The following is a 21,731-nucleotide window of genomic DNA, read 5'->3' as shown; positions in this document are numbered from 1 at the left end:
CTTCGCGAGCAAGCCCGCTCCCGCATTAGAATGCAATTCAAATGTGGGAGCGGGCTTGCTCGCGAAAGCGGCAGCTCATTCAACAGAATTCTTTGTACTGTGCACCTTTCAAACGCCCACAAAAAAGGCCGCTTTTTCACAAAGCGGCCTGTCCGAAGTAGCTAAAGACCGGCAAAAAAAGCCTAAGTTCCGCAGAAAAAACAGCAACTTGCAAAATTGTATACACGTCGTGTTATTCGTCGGATTTCGATTGTCAGCCTTGTTACACAGCCTCAGGATCGCGCCGTCATCCCTTTGAGGCTCCTCTATGAAGTTCTCCTCGATTCTCTTGTTGTCCCTTGGCCTGGTCAGTGGCTTCGCTTCTGCCGGAGGCACCACCGAAGCAGGTGTGGGCGGCGCATTGGGCGGGGTTCTTGGCTCGGTCGTCGGTCAGTCGTTAGGCGGCAGTACAGGTTCAACCATTGGCGCCGCCCTGGGCGGCGCGGGTGGTAGCGCGGTGGGTGCCAACAAACACAGCCGCGGCGAAGCAGCCATTGGCGGTGCGTTGGGCGCAGCCGGCGGTAACGTGGTCGGCCGCAGCATGGGCGGCACCACCGGCAGCCTGATCGGCGCCGCAGCAGGTGGCGGCGCCGGTGGCGCGCTGGGTAACTACATGGGCAACCAGAGCAATGACGAGGGTCGTCATTACGATCGCGGTCGTGACGACCGTCGCTACTACCGCGACGAACATCGTGGTCGCGGCCACGCCTACGGCCACCGCAAGCATCACCGCTACTACCGCGACTAACGCGTCTGGTTAAGCGGAAAACAAAAAATCGCAGCCCGAGGGCTGCGATTTTTTTTGTTCTGGTTCAAATCACCAGACGCTCCAACGCTTCACGCAACCTGCCTGGAATCGGCACCGGCTGGTTGGTCGCCCGATCCACGAAGACATGGACAAAACGCCCCGCTGCACACGCCTCGCTTTCACCGACCTTGAACACCGCCAATTCGTATTGCACCGAACTGTTGCCCAGCTTGCCGACCCGCAGACCGATCTCGATCAGGTCCGGAAAAGCAATCGAGGCAAAGTAGTCACAAGCCGAACTGACCACGAACCCCACCACCTCACCGTCATGAATATCCAGCCCGCCGACCTGGATCAGGTAGGTATTCACGGCCGTGTCGAAGAAGCTGTAATAGGTGACGTTATTCACATGCCCGTAGGCATCGTTGTCGTGCCAGCGTGTGGTGACGGGCTGGAAGTGCGGGTAGTCGGTGCGTTGGGGCATCGGGTTGGACATCGATCAGCAATCCCTGAAATTAATGGGTCAGTCTAATGTAAAACCGCCTCGCTCCCTTCGCGAGCAGGCTCGCTCCCACATTGGAATGCGCTCTCCCTTGCTCCGGGCGGCGTTCCGACGAAGGCGTCCTCACAGCCCTCCATCCCTCAGCGCTCGGCAAAACCCTTCCCCTGCGCCGCCAGCTCGCCAATCAACCGCGCCGGCTGCCACTGATCGCCCTGACGCGTCTGCAGCGCCAGCAGCCGCTGATGAATATCCGCCAGCCCCTGCTGATCCGCCCAGGCCATCGGCCCGCCCTTGTCGGCCGGGAAGCCGTAGCCGTTCAGATATACCAGATCAATGTCATGGGCTGACCCGGCAATGCCTTCCTGAAGAATCCTGGCGCCCTCGTTGACCAACGCCAGCAAGCAACGCTCCAGAATTTCCTCCGGGCCGATCTCGCGGCGCTGAAAACCCAGACTTTCGCTGACCCGCAGCACCAGCGCATCGACCTCAGGATCCTGCTCGGCCTGCCGACTGCCCGGCTCATAGTGGTAATAACCGTTGCCGGATTTCTGCCCGAAGCGGCCCATCTCGCACAAGCGGTTATCGACCTGAACCTGCGGCGCATCCTGGCCCTTGCCGGCCAGTTCGCGAGCGCGCCATTCCAGGTCGATACCCACCACGTCATACATGCGGAACGGTCCCATGGCGAAGCCGAATCCCTGCAGTGCCGCGTCCACCTGCTGTGGATAAGCGCCTTCGAGCAGCATCTTGCGCGCCTCCAGCACATACGGATGCAACATCCGATTGCCGATAAATCCGTGGCAATTGCCCGACACCACACTGACCTTGCCCATGCGCTTGCCTAAAGCCAGTGCGGCTGCCAATACCGCCGGTGACGTCTGCGCACCGCGGACGATTTCCAGCAGTTTCATGATGTGCGCAGGGCTGAAGAAATGCAGGCCGAGCACCTGATGCGGACGCTTTGTCGCCGCGGCAATCGCATCGATATCCAGCGCCGACGTGTTGCTCGCCAACAACGCTGCTGGCTTGAGCAGGCCATCCAGCTCGCGAAAGATCTTCTGCTTGAGTTCGAGGTTCTCGTACACCGCCTCGATCACCAGATCGACATTACGGATCGCCGGGTAATCCGCGGCAGCGCTGATCCGGGCGAAACGTGCGTCCGCCTCAGTCTGGTCAATTCGGCCCTGCCGCACGTTGTGTGCATAAGTGTCCGCTACCGTGCCTAGCGCCTGCTCAAGCATCTGCGGATTGTTATCGACCCACTGCACGGCGATACCGGCATTGGCCAGGCACATCACAATGCCGCGGCCCATGGTGCCCGCGCCGATCACGGCGGCCTGCTGAATATCGAAGGATGTCTGGCTCATGTTGTTCTCTTGTTGGCGATCCGAAGACAGCCTTCACCATAGTCAGGCACCGGGTGTTTTTGAAGTTTATTACCGTGATGAGCGACATTCAGCGCATGGATGCAGCATTCCCATGTGGGAGCGAGCCTGCTCGCGAACAGGCCAGCACATTCAAATCAAGTGTTGGCTGACCTTGCGCCTTCGCGAGCAGGCTCGCTCCCACAAGATTATGCGTTCATTCGGGCAAATGACTGTCAGCCCAGCGGCGGACTTCGGCGTACGGATACTCCTCCAACGCCGCATACCCGGAAATCGTTCGCGCCTTGAGCCTGGTGAATAGCGGCACACTGATCCCGCACAGAAACCGTGTCAGCCGCTCCGCCGTCGGCACACTGCCAGTGTGCTGTTCGTGCCTGTGGATAAAATCACCGCACAGCGCCACAAAGTTTTTATCCACAAGCGCCGGCAGTTCCGGTGGTGGTGGTAGCCGCGCAACATCCCCATGACACACCGAACAGTGCCCGCAATGCTCGGGCGCGTTGTGGTCACCGAAATATTCGGCCAGGCGATATCCCAGGCAACGCTCGGTGGCAAACAGCTCGAGCATCGCGTGAATCCGGGCGATCTCAGCCTGCTCATGCCGGGTGAAATATCCGTGTAATTCACCGCTCAGAACAGCGCTGTCGAAATCGCTGTGCAACACGTTGTAGACCTCGGTCATCTGCTTGCTCTCAAGCTCGACCCAGCCCTTCTCCTGGAAGTAGTCCAGCGCCGTCACCACCCGATTGCGCTCCGCCGAATACTGGGTGTACATCGCGTCGAAATTCACCGTGGCCCAGGTGCGTGCGCGACTGGAGGTCTGAATGATCGCCGCGACAAAATCCCTGCGTTCACCCTCGAAACGTTCCAGCAGCGCTTCCGGTTCCAGCAGGTACTTGAAACGGTACTCGGCGTAATACGCATAGCGCGGCGCGATCAGGCCACGCAGCTCCAGCTGCACCAGCAGCGTCTTCAGCGGCAGCGAGCGAATGTTGCTCTGATCGGCCAGCGGCCCGAGCAGAAACTCCCACTGCCCTTCGGGCGCCGCAGCCTGCAATTCCTCCAGCACACAACGAATCCCCTCGCGCTCCGGGGTGTCGCCGTAGACGAAGTTTTCCAGCACGTTGAGGCTGTCGCGATTGGCCAGCACCAGACAGTCCGAGGGCTGCCCGTCACGTCCGGCACGACCGATCTCCTGACTGTAGTTCTCGATGGATTTGGGCAGGTCGAAATGCACCACATTGCGGATGTCGCTCTTGTCGATACCCATGCCGAACGCAATGGTCGCGACGATGCAATTGGACTGTCCGGCCATGAAGCGCTTCTGTATGCCCTCGCGTTGATCGTGTGGTAATCCGGCGTGATAGGCCTCGGCCTGAATGCCGTTTCGCCCAAGATGCTCGGCAATGTGCTCGGCGGTTTTCTGCAGGGTGACGTAGACGATGCTCGGCTGTCCCGCACGCTCGCTCATCCACTCCACCAGACGCCGACGCTTGTCCTGACCGCGCACCGGTTCGACCAGCAGATTGAGGTTGGGCCGGTAAAAACCGGTGGTCACCACATCTGCTTCAGCGATGGCGAATTTGGCCTGCATGTCGGCAATCACTTGCGGTGTTGCCGTGGCTGTCAGCAGAAGGGTTTGCGGGATATTGAACTGGCGCTGGTAGTCCGGCAGTTTCAGGTAGTCGGGGCGGAAGTTGTGACCCCATTCGGAGATGCAATGCGCCTCGTCGACCACCAGCAGCGAGATCGGCACCTGCTGCAAAAAGTTGCGGAAACGCTCATTCTTCAGGCGCTCCACCGAGATCATCAGAATCTTCAATTCACCCGAGCGGGCGCGGGCCATCACATCATTGGCGTCATCGCGGCTTTGTGCCGAATCGATGCTGCCGGCACTGATACCGTGACGCTTGAGGAACGCCAGTTGGTCCTGCATCAACGCCAACAGCGGCGAGACCACCAGGGTCAGGTGCGGCAGCAACAGCGCTGGAACCTGATAGCAAAGCGACTTGCCGGAACCGGTGGGGAAAATCGCCGCTGCCGAGCGCCCGGCCAGCACGGCGCTGATCGCCGCCTCCTGTCCAGATCGAAACTGTGGATAACCGAAAACCTGTTCCAGGGTGTTATGCATGCGCTGTCACTCCGTTGACCGCTGTGATGCCAACAGCCTAGCGGGCGGTCGCAGCGAGTCGAGAAAAGGCCGGGGTCAATTCAATACGGGATGATACAGCGAATGGTGCAATCCACTCGGTGCCCTGTGGCAGCGCGCCTGCTCACGAAGAGGCCTTTCAGACCAACACAAGAACACACCACTCAGGGCCGCAGAACTGCCACCCGCAGTTGCTCGTTGAGCACCTGCTCGTGCACACCCTGGCTCTTGCTCGCCCACAAGGCATGGGCCGGACTGATGTCACCGGTGAAGGCCGCCGCCAACTGCCGCAACTCCGCGACACTGCGCACGCGAGGACAGAACGGTTGCCCGTCACAGTCCTGGCTGGCGTTACGATAAGTACTCAACAAACGATCCCACAGACCTTCACGCACCTGCCTGATCGACTTGAGCTGCACATGAGGCACACCCAGCCGCTGCTCGAGTCCCACCTCGTCCAGCGCTTCACTGGCCAGCAAGGCCTTGCCGAACATCAACACCTCGGCACGCGAGGCAGTATCGATACCGGGCTGGCTCGAGAGCGCATCGGGCCAGCCGGTGCGTTCAAGGTCGGCGAATATCCATCCACTGCCCCCATCAGACGCCAGGGTCAACCGGCAACCACTGACCCACAGCAACAAAATCAAGGCCATTCGTAGCCACTGCATACTCAATTCCCTTTAAGCGCGTATCGGACATTTGGAAACGCCCTACGGATTCTGGCGCGCACCATACAGAGGTTTCCCAAGAAACGCCTGCGAATCCCGTGGGAAATTTCTGCGCTAAGGGTTTCACCGTGAAAAAGCAGCGAAACCTTGTAGGGCAGATGCCTGATGCCCGGTAAAACCCCTACGAACTCTGTCCATCGTGGCGCTCTTGTGACGACTTGCCTGGCACTTCTATAGTGGCCAGCGCGGCTGAAACCACTGGAGCGACTTCGTACAGGACACGTCTCACCATGAACATGCACGACCCGCAGGCCCCTCGTTATCACCCCCTCAAAAGCAACTACAGCGATCATCCGGTGCTGACCATCGATACTCAGGCCAGCCATGGCGATCTGCTCGACGCCGCCCATCAGCGTCTGCGCGCCGCCAGCGACTTGCTGGAGACTCTTTACTGTTTGTGTTTCAAACAAGCCGACGTCAAAGACATCCCCAACATTGTCAATGCACTGTATCTATTGACCCAAGACGGCTGCGAACTTCTTGACGTAGCAAGACTGCAACTAACAAACCCCGTATAAAAAGCACAACCACAAATAAAGCAACAACTAAACACTACAAACCAACAACATTAAAAACTAGCCTGCTTGCTCTTACATCAATAAAGAGCAACCTCATGACAACATTAACTATTTTCTTTTGCGGCACCGGCTCCACCAAGTTCGATACCAGCAACGCCAACTATTGGGATGGTGAACTGGTGTCCACCCTCGCCTCGCACCATGCCGGCCGTGAATTCGCCGAATGGATCGTGGTCGATGGCCCCGGCACCAGCAACCTGCAGGCCGACGAGCTGTTCACCAAATCCGCCGACTACGGCATGAGCGGCACGCTGTTCGGCAAGGGCTGGGAAGAAAACGTACTGCACGCGATGAACATCATCAAAGGCAAGTGCGACTGGCAACGCAAGCAACTGACTGAAGCAGAATACAACCGACTCAAAGCCGCCGGCATTCCCATTGAAGATGTAAAAGCCGAGGGTTCCTGGTTCTGGCGCAACTACAACTACGGCGAACGCAGCGTGACCCAACAGAAGTTGCAGGAGCAGATCATTAAAACCTTCCGCAAGGACGGTATTATTCCGACCAAAGTCAACTTGGTCGGCTGGAGCCGCGGCGGTATCAGCTGCCACATGTTGGCCAACGCCATGTTCAACGACAGTGCGTTAAAGAGCATACCGGTGAATATCTTCGCCATTGATCCGGTCCCCGGCATCGGCAACTTCCAGGAACATCGAGTCAAACTCAACACCAACGTCAAAGAGTACATCGGCTTCTACGCCCGCGATGAACGCTCGAAAGGCTTCAGCTGCGTCATCCCGCAAACCGCCACTGGCACCCGGACTCACATCTTCCCGATCCCCGGTCGCCACGCCACCCTGGTCGGCAACGCCTCCACCGATGGCGTCACCGGCCCGAAAATGCTCGCCGAGCCCGGCCAGTTCGTGCGCCACTTCGCCGAAACCTGCCTCAAGCGCTGGGGCACTTCGCTGACCAAAACCCTGAACCTGACCGATGCCTCCCTGAAGCAATGCGCCGACGCAATGGTCAAGGACGCGGCGAAATACAAGGCCATGGAAAAGTCCTCCTACACCTGGTTCACCGAACTGGATCAAGGCGAGCGCTACGTATCGCTGGGTAGCAAAGGCGTGCCGTTCTCGTCGGTAAAGGGCGCGATCTATGCACCGGATACCGGGCTGACCACCAGCGTGCTGGATCTGGCGGCGTATCGGCATATTCGTTGAAGACGGTGGGTGTTGATCGGTGTAACGCGAAAAAACCTACAGCAATTGCCTATCGGATGTTCGTCCCGTTCCTGCAAGTACAGACAACTTGTCGCCTATCACCACCCGCTAACTGACGCTGCTAATCAGCGGCTCGGGCTTGGTCACCCAATGGGACATAAACGCGTCCGTTGTATGCTGCCGGCAATTCAAATGTCTGCACGCTTAATGGTGGCTGTGTCTGGACGCCCACAAAAAAGCCGCCCCTAGGGGCGGCTTTTTCATTGCTGCAAACCGATCTTACAACTTCGGACCCGCAGCCTTGATCGCGTCGCTCACTTCGAACTTCTTGAAGTTCTCGATGAACAGACCGGCCAATGCCTTGGCAGCCTCGTCGTACGCAGCTTTGTCAGCCCAGGTGTTGCGTGGGTTGAGCAGGTTGGTTTCAACGCCCGGTACGGCCAGTGGCACGTCGAGGTTGATGGTGTCCAGGTGCTCGGTGGCGGCACCGATCAGCGCGCCGCTCTGGATCGCTGCGATCACGGCGCGGGTAGTCGGGATGTTGAAGCGTTTGCCGACGCCGTAGCCGCCGCCGGTCCAGCCGGTGTTGACCAGGTAGACCTTGGAGCCGAAGCCGCGGATGCGCTTGATCAGCAGCTCTGCGTATTCGCCAGCCGGACGCGGGAAGAACGGCGCGCCGAAGCAGGTGGAGAAGGTCGACTTGATGCCGCTGCCCGAACCCATTTCAGTCGAGCCCACCAGCGCGGTGTAGCCGGACAGGAAGTGGTAGGCCGCTTGTTCTTCGTTGAGGATCGACACTGGCGGCAGTACACCGGTCAGGTCGCACGTCAGGAAAATCACTGCGTTTGGCTCGCCGCCCAGGTTCTTCTCGGAACGCTTGGCAACGTGCTCCAGCGGGTAGGCCGCGCGGCTGTTCTGGGTCAGGCTGACATCGGCGTAGTCGGCGTGCTTGGCGTCGTCGATGACCACGTTTTCCAGCACTGCGCCGTGCTTGATGGCTTTCCAGATGACCGGCTCGTTCTTCTCGGACAGGTCGATGCACTTGGCATAGCAACCGCCTTCGATGTTGAACACCACGCCTTCGCCCCAGCCGTGTTCGTCGTCACCGATCAGGTAACGGCTTTCATCGGCCGACAGAGTGGTTTTACCGGTACCCGACAGACCGAAGAACAGGGTCACGTCGCCTTCTTCGCCGATGTTGGCAGCGCAGTGCATAGGCAGCACGTCAGCGGCCGGCAGCAGGAAGTTCTGCACGGAGAACATGGCTTTCTTCATTTCACCGGCGTAACGCATGCCAGCGATCAGCACTTTCTTCTGGGCAAAGTTGAGGATCACGCAACCATCGGAGTTGGTGCCGTCACGCTCAGGCACGCACTCGAAGTTGGCAACGTTGAGCACTTGCCACTCTTCACGACCAGCCGGGTTGTACTGGGCCGGGTTGATGAACAGGCAACGACCGAACAGGTTCTGCCAGGCAGTCTGGGTGGTCATTTTCACGGCCAGGTAGTGATCTTCAGCCGCGCCTACATGCACGTGGGAAACAAAGTGCTCTTGCGCGTTGTTGAACGCCTCGACACGAGCCCACAGCGCGTCGAACTTGTCGGCCGGGAACTTGCGGTTGATCGGGCCCCAGGCGATAGCGGCCTGGGTGGAAGGCTCTTCAACGATGAAACGGTCGACTGGCGAACGGCCGGTGCGATGACCGGTGCGGACTACCAGAGCGCCGGTATCGGCAAGCTCGCCTTCACCGCGGTTCAAGGCTTCTTTTACCAGATCATCAACACTCAGATCGGTGTACACGGCGTTATTGGCTTGCGTCATGAGGTTCCCCGTCGGCCAGTGGCCGAGTGTGCTCCAAACGTTTTGTAGTAGAAAGTCGTGCACTACTACCGCGAAAAAAGTGGGCCGGATTATGCCAGAAAAGCCCAAAAAGAGTAGGGTCCTCCCGTCGTAACGGCGATATTCCGTCGTTGAGCAGTGAATTTACCTGCGCTGAACCGTTTTAGTGCCGGGTATCTGACGGCGTGTCGACACCCGCGCCAGCGAACAATTGAGCGATATCGGCTGCATCGAACAGGTAGCGTTCGTTGCAGAACTGGCAATCGATCTCGATTTTGCCACCTTGTTCGGCCACCAGCGCCTGCGCGTCTTCCAGACCCAGGCTGACCAGCGCGTTGCCCGAGCGTTCCCGCGAGCAACTGCAACGGAAGCGCAGGTTCTGCACATCGAACAGGCGCACTTGCTCTTCATGGTAGAGGCGGTGCAACACGGTTTCGTTGTCCAGGCTCAACAACTCGTCGGCGGTCAGCGTGCTGCCGAGCGCGGTGATGTGCTGCCAACTGGCGGCGCGTTCTTCTTCGTCTTTCAGGCGATCGGCCGGCAGCTGTTGCAGCAGCAGGCCACGGGCACGTCGACCATCGGCGTAGAGCCAGAAACGCGTGCCGACCTGTTGCGACATGACGAAGTAGTTGGTGAAGCACTCGGACAGGTTTTCGCCATCAAGGTCGACGATGCCCTGATAGCGCTGGCCGACAGTCGGGTCGACGGTCAGGGCCAGCACGCCGTTCGGCATCAGGTCGGCGAGGGTTGCATCGGCTGCGATCTGATCCGCGTGATAACGCGCCAGGCCACGGATTTCACGTTCGCTCGAGCACTCGATCATCAGCATCGGGATCGGGCCTTCGGAGCGCGCCTGCAGAATCAGCAAGCCGTCGAACTTCAGGGTGCCCACCAGCAACGAGGCCGCCGCCATCAGTTCGCCCAGCAATTGCGCGACCGGCTCCGGGTACGGGTGCTTGGCGAGGACTTCGGCGTAGCTGCGTTCCAGCGCAACCAGTTCGCCGCGAGTGTCGCTGTCATCGAAGATGAAGCGTTGGGTGTAGTCGGTATCCGGGAGATCGGTCATAGGTCTGGGTATCTGAATTGATGACAAAATGGTTACAAAAGATGAAAATCCCGCGCTTCTCCGCACCCATTTGGTGCGAAATGTTCAGCCACGGGAGGCATTTTATGAACAATCCGGGTTTGTTCCAATCAAGGTGGAACCTCGGCCGGCTGGTTCTGTGTAACGTAGTGCCATTGGCGCTACTGGCTTTCTGGTTATGGCCTACGGGTCAGATGCTGTGTGTGATTTTCGACGAGTGGCTATTCCGCTCACTCAATGCACCGCTGGCCAGCAACCCCATATGGCTCCACATCTGGGCAATTGCAAGTCTGCGTCCCTTCGACATCGTCGTCGGGTTGATCCTGCTGACGCTGCTGATCAAGGGCGACTGGGTGTTCAAGGCGATTGACGTACGCCGCGCGTTCTTCGGTTTTTTCTCGATTCTGCTGCTGATGGTGATCATCCGCGCATTGTTTTCCAAATTCGCCGACTACATGGACTGGCAGCACAGCAGCCCGTCGATGGTACTTGAAGGCGCGGTGCACCTCAGCGACTACTTCCCGCACCTGGAAAAGGCCTGGGAGCTGAAGGATCGCTCGAGCCAGAGTTTCCCCGGTGACCATGCTTCGGTGCTGTTGATCTGGGCGCTGTTCATGGGCGTGTTCAGTCGCACAGTCGGTCAGTTCCTCGCCGTCTGGGGCCTGGCGTTGCTGTTCATGCTGCCGCGTCTGGTGGCCGGCGCGCATTGGGGCCAGGACGACTACATCGGCGGCATGCTGCTGGCGGTGTGGGCGCTGGGCTGGGGTTATTACACGCCGTTTGCTTATCACGCGGCGAATTTCTGGCTGAAAGCGACCGCTCCGATCTTTGCGCTACTGGGCAAGTTGCCGATGGTTTCGCGGATGAGTGTGGTGCGTAGCGCCTGATACCACGTTGACTCCGGCGAGTGCTGCGCACTCGATTCGCAAGCAAGCCCGCTCCCACCCTTGACCGTTTTCCTGCTGAAGGAACCGGATCCACTGTGGGAGCGGGCTTGCTCGCGAAGGGGCCGGCCTGAACAACGCAGAAACGTCGCTCTCACGCCTCGTTACTGCTGCCACGAAACTTGAACAGATCCCGCCGCTGCTTCTTGCTCGGCTTGCCGTCGGTGCTCACGCCCAACGCCCCGGCCTTGCGCATCGCTGCGGCCGCTTCACGTTTGGCAACACTGGCCTCGGTCTCGGTGTACAGCGCCTGCGCCTCGGGTGCGCCGCGACGCACGATCGACAAGGCTTCAACCTTCACCGTGCGCGCTTCAAACCCGGTGCGAATCTCGAACTCATCACCAATGCGTGGCTCTTTGCCAGGCTTGCAGCGCTCCCCTCGGCAATGCACCTTGCCACTCTCGATGGCCGCTTTGGCCAAGGCCCGGGTTTTATAGAAACGCGCCGCCCACAACCACTTGTCGAGACGGACCTTGTCGTCCTCTTCGCTTTTTTGTGCCATGGAATTTCCTCATTCTGAAATATTGGTGAACTGTACTACCGTTTCTGTCGTGCCATGAATTGCACCATCCCGGATTACAATGCGCACCACCCGACACCTGCTTGAGGCGTCGGCGATCCGGGCTGTAGATATCTGTCGCCTTTTAACCCTTATTCTGCGTGAATACCGCGAAACCGGCCCCGTGCGGGCTGAGCGGTTGCCACGGTTGAGCACTTTTTTGAAGACATTTGACCATTTGACCGTTGTTGGTCTGCGCGAGTGGGTGGCGCTCCCTGATCTGGGAGTCGCGGGCCTGCGGGCGAAAATCGACACCGGCGCGAGCACCTCCAGCCTGCACGCCACCGACATCGAGCCGTTCGAGCGCGACGGCGAGAAGTGGGTGCGCTTTACCGCGCACCTGGGCACGGTGGTGCAGTTGCGTCACCGGCGCTGCGAAGCACCGCTGGTCACGCGCAAGACCATTAAAAGCTCCAACGGCCAGGCTCAGGTGCGCTACGTGATCAGCACCACCCTGGCCCTCGGTGATCGGGTGTGGGCGGTCGAGTTCACCCTCGCCTGCCGCAAGTCCATGCGTTATCGCCTGTTGCTCGGTTCCAAAGCCCTGATCGATGGCCAGCTGGTGGTCAATCCGGGCATCAAATATGTACAAGACAAGCCGGTGTTCCCGGTATCTACCTCCTCCACAGGTGTTGCATGAAGATCGCTGTGCTGTCGCGGAATCCGCGTCTGTATTCCACCCGTCGCCTGGTCGAAGCCGGCACCGAACGCGGGCATGAAATGGTAGTGATCGACACCTTGCGCGCCTACATGAACATCGCCAGCCACAAGCCGCAGATCCACTATCGCGGCAAGCCACTGGAAGGCTTCGATGCGGTGATCCCGAGGATCGGCGCGTCGGTGACGTTCTATGGTTGCGCGGTGTTGCGCCAGTTCGAAATGATGGGGGTGTTTCCGCTCAACGAATCGGTGGCCATCGCCCGTTCGCGAGACAAACTGCGTTCGCTGCAACTGTTGTCGCGTCGCGGCATCGGTCTGCCGGTAACCGGGTTCGCCCACTCACCGGACGACATTCCCGACCTGATCGACATGGTCAACGGTGCGCCGCTGGTGATCAAGGTACTGGAAGGCACCCAGGGCATCGGCGTCGTACTGTGCGAAACCGCAACGGCGGCGGAGTCGGTGATCGAGGCGTTCATGGGCCTGAAGCAGAACATCATGGTCCAGGAATACATCAAGGAAGCTGGCGGTGCGGATATCCGTTGCTTCGTGGTCGGCGACAAGGTGATCGCGGCGATGAAGCGTCAGGCCAAACCGGGTGAGTTCCGCTCCAACCTGCATCGCGGCGGCAGCGCCAGCCTGATCAAGATCACCCCGGAAGAACGCATGACGGCATTGCGTGCGGCCAAGGTCATGGGCCTGGCGGTGGCAGGTGTGGATATCCTGCGTTCCAATCACGGGCCGCTGGTAATGGAAGTGAACTCGTCGCCGGGACTGGAAGGGATCGAGACCACCACCGGCAAGAACGTGGCGGGGATCATCATCGAGCACCTGGAGAAGAATGGCGGGCCGAACATGACCCGGACCAAAGGCAAGGGCTAATCCGTTAGAGATGTGGCGCCAGGGAGGCCGCCTTCGCGAGCAAGCCCGCTCCCACAGGGGAATGCATTCCAACTGTGGGAGCGGGCTTGCTCGCGATGGGGCCATCAGCCTCAGCGAAAATTTCAGCTGTTAAACCGCATCTCGCGGAAGCATCAACCCAAGCGGCAACCGTACCCGCGCTTCCAATCCGCCGCCGGAGCGGTTGCGCAGTTCAACATTGCCGCCATGCATGGAAGCAATCCGCTTCACGATCGCCAACCCTAAACCTGTGCCCTTGCCGCCCCGCGCACGATCACCACGGGTAAACGGGTTGAAGATCGCCTCAAGCTCCGAAGGATCGATCCCCGCGCCACGGTCCATCACACTCAGCACCACATAGGGCGCGCTGGTGTCACCGGACACATAGGCCGCAACCTCGACCCCGCTGCCGGCATGATTCAAGGCGTTGCCGATCAGGTTGTTCAGCAACCGCTTCATCGACACCCGACGCAGTGGAAATGGCTGGATCGGCTCCAGACGCAGGCGCACTTTCTCTTCGTTCTGGTTGTACGGCGCTGCCACCTCACGCACCAGATCACTCAGGTCCACCTCTTCCACCGACTCGTCGCGACCGTCACGAATGAACGCGAGGAACTGGTCGAGAATCGCGTCCATGTCTTCAATGTCGCGCACCATGTCATCGGTCAGGTCATTGCGATCGCCCATCAGCTCCAGCGACAGGCGCAAGCGGGTCAGCGGCGTACGCAAGTCATGGGACACCCCCGCCAGCATCAGCTCGCGCTCGCGACCGGCCTGTTCGACGTCTTCAGCCATCTGGTTGAAGGCGCGATAGACCTCGGTCATCTCGCTCGGTGTGTCGCTGATCGGCAGGCGCACGCTGCGGCCTTGGCCGAGTTGCCGCGCGGCATACACCAAGCGTTTCAACGGCTGGTTGAGCTGACTGACGAAAATCCACGCCGAGGCGGTAGACAGCAAGCCGATGGCGAGGAACCAGCCGAGCACGTTCCAGATTTTCTGGCCCCGCAGCGGATGCGGGTACAGCGGTACTTTCAGCCAGCCATCACCGAGGCTTGGCGCACGCACCCACAGCGCCGGCGGCGAGTGCATGCGCAAACGCACTTCAGTATCGGCCCCCAGCTCCGCCTGCATCTGCCGCTGATAGATTTCACTGTACGGCCAGTGCTGCTCGCCTTCCGGCACACCGGCGCCGACCACCCGGATGAGGGTTGCAGCATCGGCGATCTTCGCGCGGTTTTCTTCATCGGCAGCCCAATAGGCGCGCAGCGTCAGGGCGACGCCGTGGCTGTATTGGCGATCCACCAGCACGTCCTCGTTCATCAACAGATAAACCAGGGTCAGCGCCTTGGAAAACAGCACGACGATTAGCACCAGCCAAAGGGTGCGGGAGAAAAAACTTTGGGGGAACCAGACGGGGGTTTTCATCGATAACCGTTAAACACTTGCAGGAGCGAGCCATGCTCGCATATTGCGGATTGCGAGTCTGCGTAGAGGGTCGATCAACCCGACCTGCGCAGACCCGCTCCTACAAATCGCCGATCACTTGGTAGCGGCGCCATCCGGTACGAACACGTAGCCCACGCCCCAGACAGTCTGGATGTAGCGCGGTTTCGACGGATCGGGTTCGATCATCCGGCGCAGACGGGAAATCTGCACGTCGATGGAACGCTCCAGCGCATCCCACTCGCGGCCACGGGCCAGGTTCATCAGTTTGTCGCGGGTCAGCGGCTGACGCGCATTCATCACCAAGGCCTTGAGTACCGCAAACTCACCGGTGGTGAGCATGTGCACTTCGTCGCCACGCTTCAGTTCGCGGGTCGCCAGCGACAGCACGTAGTCACCGAAGGTGACGTTTTCGTCTTCGCTGCCCGGCGCACCCGGCACCGGAGCGGCCTGGCGACGCAGAACAGCCTTGACCCGGGCCATCAACTCGTCCGGGTTGAACGGCTTGGCCAGGTAGTCATCGGCGCCCAGTTCCAGGCCCTTGATGCGGCTCATCTCATCGCCCTTGGCGGTGAGCATGATGATCGGGATCTGGTTGTTTGCGGCCCGCAGGCGACGGCACGCGGTCAGACCGTCTTCGCCCGGCAACATCAGGTCGAGGACGACCAGGTTGAACACTTCACGCGACAGCAGACGGTCCATTTGCTCGGTGTTCGGTACGGCACGGGCGCGGTAGCCCTTGCTGACGAAAAAGCGTTCCAGCAGGCTGCTCAGCCCCGGATCGTCGTCAACAATAAGAATTTTTTCGCCTTCAGCATTGTTTGCAGTGCTGCTCATTGGATGCTCCTTTTAGCTCGGCGCGCATTATGGCGTAGCTGCCGTTATACGCACCGTGTGCATTGTTAGCAGATTTTTCCTTCACTGCCAGAAAACCGGGGTTTATGCCTACAGACTGCTACACCCCCGAATGACAGAACGCTGGTTATAATGCGCGGCGTTTTGTGCCAGGCAACGTCTGAATCGTTACCGCAGGTGGCCGCGATTTTTTCCGGAGCTGCGCAGTAATTGTTCGATTTCACGGGTCAATGGGGTGCCTTTTGACCCAGGCAGCGGCAATTTTCTAGCCGCTCAACCAGACTCCGGGCCTTTATTTCCGTGCCTGCGAGCCTGCTTTCACAATATGTCAGGTGGTTTTATGGACAGCATCAACAGCCGCATCGCCGAGGAACTCGGCGTACGCCCGCAACAGGTCGAAGCGGCCGTCGCGCTACTCGATGAAGGCTCTACCGTTCCCTTCATCGCCCGTTACCGGAAAGAAGTCACCGGCAGCCTTGATGACACCCAGCTGCGTCATCTGGAAGAGCGTCTGCGCTACCTGCGAGAACTCGACGAACGGCGCATCAGCATCCTCGCCAGCATCGAGGAGCAAGGCAAACTCACTCCGGCCCTTGAGCGCGACATCAAGCTCGCCGACACCAAGACCCGCCTCGAAGACTTGTACCTGCCGTACAAGCAGAAGCGCCGCACCAAGGGCCAGATCGCCCTGGAAGCTGGCCTCGGCGAACTGGCCGACGGTCTGTTCAATGACCCGAACCTGGCTCCTGAAGCCGAAGCCGCACGCTTCGTCGACGCCGAAAAAGGCGTGGCCGATGTGAAAGCTGCGCTCGAAGGCGCCAAGTACATCCTGATGGAACGTTTCGCCGAAGACGCCAGCCTGCTGGAAAAACTGCGTAACTACCTCAAGCAGGAAGCGACCATCAGTGCCCGCGTGATCGCCGGCAAGGAAGAAGAAGGCGCCAAGTTCCGCGACTACTTCGAACACGACGAACCGCTGAAAAGCATGCCGTCGCACCGCGCGCTCGCCATTTTCCGTGGCCGCAACGAAGGCATCCTCAGCTCCGCGCTGAAAGTCGGCGACGAACTGCCGGGTACCATGCACCCGTGCGAGGGCATGATCGGCCAGCAATTCGGCATCCAGAACCAGAACCGCCCGGCGGACAAATGGCTCGGCGAAGTGGTGCGCTGGACCTGGAAGGTCAAGCTCTACACCCACCTGGAAACCGACCTCCTCGGCGAACTGCGCGACGGCGCCGAAACCGAGGCGATCAACGTCTTTGCCCACAACCTGCACGACCTGCTGCTGGCCGCTCCGGCCGGCCCGCGCGCGACCCTGGGCCTCGACCCGGGCTTGCGTACCGGCTGCAAGGTCGCGGTGGTCGATTCCACCGGCAAACTGCTGGATCACGCCACGGTTTACCCGCACGTGCCACACAACAAGTGGGATCAGACCATCGCCATCCTGGCCGCCCTGTGCGCCAAGCACTCGGTTGACCTGATCGCCATCGGCAACGGCACCGCCAGCCGCGAAACCGACAAACTGGCGATCGAACTGATCAAAAAATATCCAGCGATGAAGATGACCAAGGTCATGGTTTCCGAGGCCGGCGCATCGGTGTACTCGGCATCCGAACTGGCGGCCAAGGAATTCCCGGACCTGGACGTGTCGATCCGTGGCGCGGTGTCCATTGCTCGTCGCCTGCAGGATCCACTGGCTGAACTGGTGAAAATCGATCCGAAATCCATCGGTGTCGGTCAGTACCAGCACGACGTCTCGCAACTGAAACTGGCGCGTGGCCTGGATGCCGTGGTCGAGGACTGCGTGAACGCCGTCGGCGTCGATGTGAACACCGCGTCCGTGGCGCTGTTGGCGCGGATCTCCGGCCTCAACGCAACGCTGGCGCAAAACATCGTCGCTCACCGCGACGAACACGGCGCGTTCAAAACCCGTGCAGCACTGAAGAAAGTCGCGCGTCTGGGTGAGAAAACCTTCGAACAGGCTGCAGGCTTCCTGCGTGTGATGAACGGCGACAACCCGCTGGATTCCTCGGCCGTTCACCCGGAAGCCTATCCGCTGGTGCAACGCATTGCCGCTGAAACCGACCGCGACATTCGCTCGTTGATCGGCGATGCCGGGTTCCTCAAACGTCTGGATCCGAAGAAATTCACCGACGAGACCTTCGGCCTGCCAACCGTCACCGACATCATCCAGGAACTGGAGAAACCGGGCCGCGACCCGCGTCCGGAGTTCAAGACCGCCGAGTTCCAGGAAGGCGTCGAAGACCTCAAAGACCTGCAACTGGGGATGATCCTCGAAGGTGTCGTCACCAACGTGACCGCGTTCGGCGCATTCGTCGACATCGGCGTGCATCAGGACGGTCTGGTGCACATCTCGGCGCTGTCGGAGAAGTTCATCAAGGACCCGCGCGAAGCCGTGAAAGCCGGTGACGTGGTGAAAGTGAAGGTCATGGAAGTCGACATCCCGCGCAAACGCGTCGGCCTGTCGATGCGCATGGGCGACACCCCGGGCGAGAAGATCGACGGTGCCCGTGGCTCGCGTCCGGGCTCGGCCCAGCGCCAGCCATCGAACAACACGCCACGCAAGGAAACCGCAACCGCAGCGCCGGTGAACAATGCGATGGCCTCGCTGTTCGCCAACGCCAAGCAGTTGAAGAAACGCTGATGGAGATTCCGGCCGGGCTCGTCGAGAGCGCGTTTTTCAAGCTGTTGGGTTGCCGCCTGCACAGCCTGGAAACCGGGGTGGCGCAAGTCGCCCTGGTGCTGGAACCGGAACTGCGCAACCGCGGCGGCAAATTGCACGGTGGCGCGCTGTTCAGTCTGGTCGACATCGCCATGGGGCTGGCCTGTTCCAGCTCCCACGGCTTCGATCAGCAGAGCGCGACCATCGAGTGCAAGATCAACTACATCCGCGCCGTTTCCGACGGCGAGGTGCTGTGCACGGCGCGGGTGATCCACCCGGGCCGCCGCACGCTGGTGGTCGAAGCCGACGTGATGCAGGGCGACAAACTGGTCGCAAAAGCGCAAGGCACGTTCGCTGTCCTGTAGCTTGTCGTCATCAATTTGAGTTAATTTCGGCGCTGTGATCGCAGCGTCGAGCTTTTCTGTGGGAGCGGGCTTGCTCGCGAAGAGGGAGTGTCAGGCAGCATCAGGTCGCCTGACACGACGCCTTCGCGAGCAAGCCCGCTCCCACAGGAACGGCATGATCTTCGCGTGCATCTGCCAGATTCAGGGATTGAAGTCGGCGGTTCGAAAGGGGCTTCGTGAGCCCAAAAAACCAGGCGAAAACGCCAGTTTCAACTTCACCCTTGTAGACCGTCCTGCCCACCCCCATATTGGGGCGACTGACGCGTGAAGGAATCCAAATTGAGCGAACTTCTCAACCGCCGCCTGGCTCTGCTCGGCGAGCGCGCCAACCTCTCTCTGCTCGAACAGTGCCTCCACGGTATCGAACGTGAATGCCTGCGCGTGACCAGCGAAGGTCGTCTGGCGCAAACGCCGCACCCCGAAGCCTTGGGTTCCGCGCTGACCAACGAACAGATCACCACTGACTATTCCGAGTCGCTGCTGGAATTCATCACGCCCGCCCTGCCCGACCCGGCTGACACCCTGGCGAGCCTGGACAAGATTCATCGCTTTGCCTACAGCAAGCTCGGCGACGAGTACCTGTGGAGTCCATCGATGCCGTGCCCGTTGCCGGCCGAGGAAGACATCCCGATCGCCTATTACGGCACCTCCAACATCGGTCAGCTCAAGTACGTCTACCGTAAGGGCCTGGCCCTGCGGTACGGCAAGACCATGCAGTGCATCGCCGGGATTCACTACAACTTTTCCCTGCCGGAAAAGCTCTGGCCGCTGCTGCGCGAAGCCGAGGGTTTCGTCGGCACCGACCGCGACTTCCAGTCGTCGTCCTACATCGCGCTGATCCGCAACTTCCGTCGCTACAGCTGGCTGCTGATGTACCTGTTCGGTGCCTCGCCGGCGCTGGACGCAGGTTTCCTGCGTGGCCGTTCGCACCAGCTGGAACAACTGGATCCGGACACCCTGTACCTGCCGTACGCCACCAGCCTGCGCATGAGCGACCTCGGTTACCAGAGCAACGCCCAGGCCGGTCTGACGCCGTGCTACAACGATCTGGCGAGCTACACCGACAGCCTGCGCAAAGCCGTGGCTACACCGTACGCGCCGTACGTTGAAGTCGGCACGCACAAGGATGGCGAGTGGGTGCAACTCAACACCAACATCCTGCAGATCGAAAACGAGTACTACTCCAACATCCGCCCGAAACGCGTGACCTACACCGGCGAGCGGCCGATCCAGGCCCTGATGGCCCGTGGCATCCAGTACGTCGAAGTGCGCTGCCTGGACATCAATCCGTTCCTGCCAATGGGGATCGACGTCACCGAGTCGCGCTTCCTCGACGCGTTCCTGCTGTACTGCGCGCTGAATGACAGCCCGCTGCTGACCAACACTTCGTGCGGCAATGCCACCTCGAACTTCCTCAGCGTGGTCAAGGAAGGTCGCCGGCCGGGCCTGCAATTGCAGCGTGACGGTCAGCCGGTCGAAATGAAAGCCTGGGCGGCAGAACTGCTGGAGCAAATTGCGCCACTGGCAGCACTGCTGGATCAGAGCCATGGCGGCGATGCACACAGCAAGGCGCTGGATGCACAACTGGCCAAGGTCAGCGACCCGTCCCTGACGCCATCCGCGCAGGTGCTGGCGGCGATGGCTGAGCATAAGGAAAGCTTTGCGCAGTTCTCGTTGCGTCAGAGCCAGGCGCATGCCGAGTTCTTCCGCAACGAGCCGTTGGCAGCTGAGGAACAGGCGAAGTTTGAAGAACTGGCGCGGTCTTCGCTGGCGCAACAGGCTGAGCTGGAGCAGAACGAGGTTGGCGATTTCGATGTGTTTGTCGGGTCGTATCAGGCGAGTATTCTGGCGATCAGCAACTGACATCAGAAGGTTCTTCGAACCTTTTCGCGAGCAGGCTCGCTCCCACATTGGATTGCAATCTCCTGTGGGAGCGAGCCTGCTCGCGAATGACCGCACAGCGGCTAGGCTTAGATTTTTCCGCTCATAAGCTAAGTCTAAAAAGTTATTTATTTTTAGTTTCTTAGATCATTTAGTCTCCTTTCACGCCGATCCTCGGTCGCCTGATATGGAGCTCTTCAATGAAACTGAATGTCCCGCTTCGCCTGTTGGCCGTGGCCTCTCTGGCTGCTGCGAGCTTTCTGGCGCAGGCCGCCGACCTCACCGTCGCGTACCAGACCACCGTTGACCCGGCGAAAGTCGCACAGGCCGACGGCGCTTACGAAAAAGCCACCAAGGCCGACATCAGCTGGCGCAAGTTCGACAACGGCGCCGACATCATTGCCGCCATCGCCTCCGGTGACGTGCAGATCGGTTACCTGGGTTCGAGCCCGCTGACCGCCGCGATCACCCGCAAGGTTCCGGTGGAAACCTTCCTCATCGCTACCCAGATCGGCGCCGCCGAAGCACTGGTCGCTCGCGACGGTTCCGGGATCAACACTCCGCAGGATCTGGTCGGCAAGAAAATCGCCGTGCCGTTCGTGTCTACCGGTCACTACAGCCTGCTCGCGGCGCTGAAGCACTGGAACATCGACCCGTCGAAAGTCACCGTGCTCAACCTCGCGCCCCCAGCGATCATCGCCGCTTGGAAACGCGGTGACATCGACGCCACTTACGTGTGGGATCCGGCACTCGGCGTGGCCAAGGAGAACGGCAAGGTGCTGATCACCTCCGGCGAGCTGGCCAAGTTCGGTGCACCGACTTTCGATGCGTGGATCGTGCGCAAGGACTTCGCCGAGAAGCACCCGGACATCGTCACCGCGTTCGCCAAGGTCACCCTCGACGCCTACGCCGATTACCGCAAAGACCCGAAAGCCTGGCTCGCCGACCAATCCAACGTCGACAAACTGGTGAAGCTCTCAGGCGCCAAGGCCAACGACATTCCTTTGCTGCTGCAAGGCAACGTCTACCCGCTGGCGGCTGATCAAGTGATCACCCTCGGCGCGCCGACCACCAAGGCCATCACCGACACCGCCGCGTTCCTCAAGGAGCAAGGCAAGGTCGAAGCCGTACTGCCGGACTACGCGCCGTACGTCAGCGCCAAATACATCACCAACTGATCGGGAGTT

The 21,731-nt window shown here is 60.1% G+C and carries 19 protein-coding genes; 10 read left to right on the top strand and 9 right to left on the bottom strand.

Annotated elements, in window-relative coordinates; all coding sequences use genetic code 11:
- Window positions 1-307: 307 nt before the first annotated feature.
- Window positions 308-787: a glycine zipper domain-containing protein gene (locus AC1UK9_RS01505; protein ID WP_025110971.1), complete on the top strand. Its 480-nt coding sequence runs from the start codon at window positions 308-310 to the stop codon at window positions 785-787.
- A 64-nt stretch (window positions 788-851) separates the two neighbouring features.
- On the opposite strand, the gene AC1UK9_RS01500 is transcribed toward AC1UK9_RS01505, so the two are convergent.
- The 4 genes from AC1UK9_RS01500 to AC1UK9_RS01485 form a co-directional block, all read right to left on the bottom strand.
- Complete coding sequence (locus AC1UK9_RS01500) at window positions 852-1,283, bottom strand: acyl-CoA thioesterase (RefSeq protein ID WP_473014166.1); 432 nt, start codon at window positions 1,281-1,283, stop codon at window positions 852-854.
- Window positions 1,284-1,429: 146 nt separating this feature from the next.
- On the bottom strand, window positions 1,430-2,656 hold the full coding sequence (locus AC1UK9_RS01495) for a 3-hydroxyacyl-CoA dehydrogenase (protein ID WP_482579111.1): 1,227 nt from the start codon (window positions 2,654-2,656) through the stop codon (window positions 1,430-1,432).
- 214 nt (window positions 2,657-2,870) lie between these two features.
- Window positions 2,871-4,805 carry a RecQ family ATP-dependent DNA helicase gene (locus AC1UK9_RS01490; RefSeq protein WP_482579109.1) on the bottom strand — a complete coding sequence of 645 codons (1,935 nt, stop codon included), beginning with the start codon at window positions 4,803-4,805 and terminating at the stop codon, window positions 2,871-2,873.
- Between the two features lie 182 nt (window positions 4,806-4,987).
- A complete protein-coding gene (locus AC1UK9_RS01485) occupies window positions 4,988-5,491 on the bottom strand; it encodes a polysaccharide deacetylase (protein WP_482579108.1) in 504 nt (167 codons plus the stop codon).
- 290 nt (window positions 5,492-5,781) lie between these two features.
- On the opposite strand from AC1UK9_RS01485, the gene AC1UK9_RS01480 reads away from it, so the two are divergent.
- Window positions 5,782-6,069, top strand: coding sequence for a hypothetical protein (locus AC1UK9_RS01480; RefSeq protein ID WP_482579106.1), 288 nt, complete (start codon window positions 5,782-5,784; stop codon window positions 6,067-6,069).
- Window positions 6,070-6,164: 95 nt separating this feature from the next.
- Window positions 6,165-7,292: a lipase family protein gene (locus AC1UK9_RS01475; RefSeq protein ID WP_482579104.1), complete on the top strand. Its 1,128-nt coding sequence runs from the start codon at window positions 6,165-6,167 to the stop codon at window positions 7,290-7,292.
- A gap of 279 nt (window positions 7,293-7,571) precedes the next feature.
- Here the strand turns inward: AC1UK9_RS01475 and AC1UK9_RS01470 are convergent, their stop codons facing one another.
- A complete protein-coding gene (locus AC1UK9_RS01470; protein ID WP_025110978.1) occupies window positions 7,572-9,113 on the bottom strand; it encodes a phosphoenolpyruvate carboxykinase in 1,542 nt (513 codons plus the stop codon).
- 181 nt (window positions 9,114-9,294) lie between these two features.
- Window positions 9,295-10,197 carry an Hsp33 family molecular chaperone HslO gene (gene hslO / locus AC1UK9_RS01465; protein ID WP_025110979.1) on the bottom strand — a complete coding sequence of 301 codons (903 nt, stop codon included), beginning with the start codon at window positions 10,195-10,197 and terminating at the stop codon, window positions 9,295-9,297.
- Between the two features lie 104 nt (window positions 10,198-10,301).
- Here hslO and AC1UK9_RS01460 point away from each other — a divergent pair, with 104 nt between their 5' ends.
- A complete protein-coding gene (locus AC1UK9_RS01460; protein ID WP_473014161.1) occupies window positions 10,302-11,102 on the top strand; it encodes a phosphatase PAP2 family protein in 801 nt (266 codons plus the stop codon).
- Window positions 11,103-11,253: 151 nt separating this feature from the next.
- On the opposite strand, the gene AC1UK9_RS01455 is transcribed toward AC1UK9_RS01460, so the two are convergent.
- The gene (locus AC1UK9_RS01455) at window positions 11,254-11,661 is read right to left on the bottom strand and encodes an RNA-binding S4 domain-containing protein (protein ID WP_025110981.1); all 408 of its coding nucleotides are present in this window, start codon (window positions 11,659-11,661) and stop codon (window positions 11,254-11,256) included.
- 217 nt (window positions 11,662-11,878) lie between these two features.
- On the opposite strand from AC1UK9_RS01455, the gene rimB reads away from it, so the two are divergent.
- Window positions 11,879-12,358: a retropepsin-like aspartic endopeptidase RimB gene (gene rimB / locus AC1UK9_RS01450; RefSeq protein WP_003220644.1), complete on the top strand. Its 480-nt coding sequence runs from the start codon at window positions 11,879-11,881 to the stop codon at window positions 12,356-12,358.
- Window positions 12,355-13,260, top strand: a complete 906-nt coding sequence (rimK, locus tag AC1UK9_RS01445) for a 30S ribosomal protein S6--L-glutamate ligase (RefSeq protein ID WP_007949201.1) — start codon at window positions 12,355-12,357, stop codon at window positions 13,258-13,260. Before rimB ends, rimK begins: the two co-directional genes overlap by 4 nt.
- 129 nt (window positions 13,261-13,389) lie before the next feature.
- On the opposite strand, the gene AC1UK9_RS01440 is transcribed toward rimK, so the two are convergent.
- Complete coding sequence (locus AC1UK9_RS01440; RefSeq protein WP_003220639.1) at window positions 13,390-14,703, bottom strand: ATP-binding protein; 1,314 nt, start codon at window positions 14,701-14,703, stop codon at window positions 13,390-13,392.
- Between the two features lie 114 nt (window positions 14,704-14,817).
- Complete coding sequence (ompR, locus tag AC1UK9_RS01435) at window positions 14,818-15,558, bottom strand: osmolarity response regulator transcription factor OmpR (protein WP_007964700.1); 741 nt, start codon at window positions 15,556-15,558, stop codon at window positions 14,818-14,820.
- Window positions 15,559-15,916: 358 nt separating this feature from the next.
- Between ompR and AC1UK9_RS01430 the strand changes: the two genes are divergently transcribed.
- The 4 genes from AC1UK9_RS01430 to tauA all read left to right on the top strand — a co-directional run bounded on the left by AC1UK9_RS01430 (window position 15,917) and on the right by tauA (window position 21,722).
- Window positions 15,917-18,241, top strand: a complete 2,325-nt coding sequence (locus AC1UK9_RS01430; RefSeq protein WP_025110983.1) for a Tex family protein — start codon at window positions 15,917-15,919, stop codon at window positions 18,239-18,241.
- Complete coding sequence (locus tag AC1UK9_RS01425) at window positions 18,241-18,624, top strand: PaaI family thioesterase (RefSeq protein ID WP_473014159.1); 384 nt, start codon at window positions 18,241-18,243, stop codon at window positions 18,622-18,624. The genes AC1UK9_RS01430 and AC1UK9_RS01425 overlap by 1 nt, the downstream gene beginning before the upstream one ends.
- A 318-nt stretch (window positions 18,625-18,942) precedes the next feature.
- Entirely contained in the window at window positions 18,943-20,526 is a 1,584-nt protein-coding gene (gene gshA, locus AC1UK9_RS01420) for a glutamate--cysteine ligase (protein ID WP_482579099.1), read from the top strand.
- Between the two features lie 218 nt (window positions 20,527-20,744).
- On the top strand, window positions 20,745-21,722 hold the full coding sequence (gene tauA / locus AC1UK9_RS01415) for a taurine ABC transporter substrate-binding protein (RefSeq protein WP_473014157.1): 978 nt from the start codon (window positions 20,745-20,747) through the stop codon (window positions 21,720-21,722).
- Window positions 21,723-21,731: the final 9 nt, after the last annotated feature.

It is taken from the genome of Pseudomonas sp. AK-TSAG1-1, assembly GCF_056821665.1.
The sequence above is the reverse complement of the archived record's forward strand: the minus strand, read 5'-3'. Positions and strand labels throughout refer to the sequence as shown.